The sequence below is a fragment of the Chryseobacterium sp. SIMBA_029 genome, assembly GCF_046535275.1.
Classification (GTDB): Bacteria; Bacteroidota; Bacteroidia; order Flavobacteriales; family Weeksellaceae; genus Chryseobacterium.
The window spans coordinates 1-241 of record NZ_JAWRXA010000789.1 but is presented as its reverse complement, the minus strand read 5'-3'; the positions used below and the strand labels follow the sequence as shown (position 1 = coordinate 241).

Annotated in this window: 1 pseudogene; it reads right to left on the bottom strand. The window is 65.6% G+C overall.

Annotation, left to right across the window (positions count from 1 at the left end):
- Positions 1–241 (bottom strand): annotated as a pseudogene (locus tag SB679_RS26090) (D-alanine--D-alanine ligase A); the annotation flags it as partial.

Below are 241 nucleotides of genomic sequence, written 5' to 3'. Positions count from 1 at the left end.
ATGGGTACCTCCGACCTCGGCGAGGGTCACCGTTTGGCCGGAAGGTTGCACTTCCGGAAGTGCCGAGGAGCTCAGGGACCACTGGCTGGTGTCGCCGGACGCCAACACCCACTGGCCCGACTTCGCGATGCCGATGGGGACGACGTCGTATTTGTCCTGGTCAATCGCGCCCATCACGCCAGCAGCCGTGACGCAGCTGACCGCACGTTCACTGGAGCGGCCGCCGAAAAGGATCGCCACG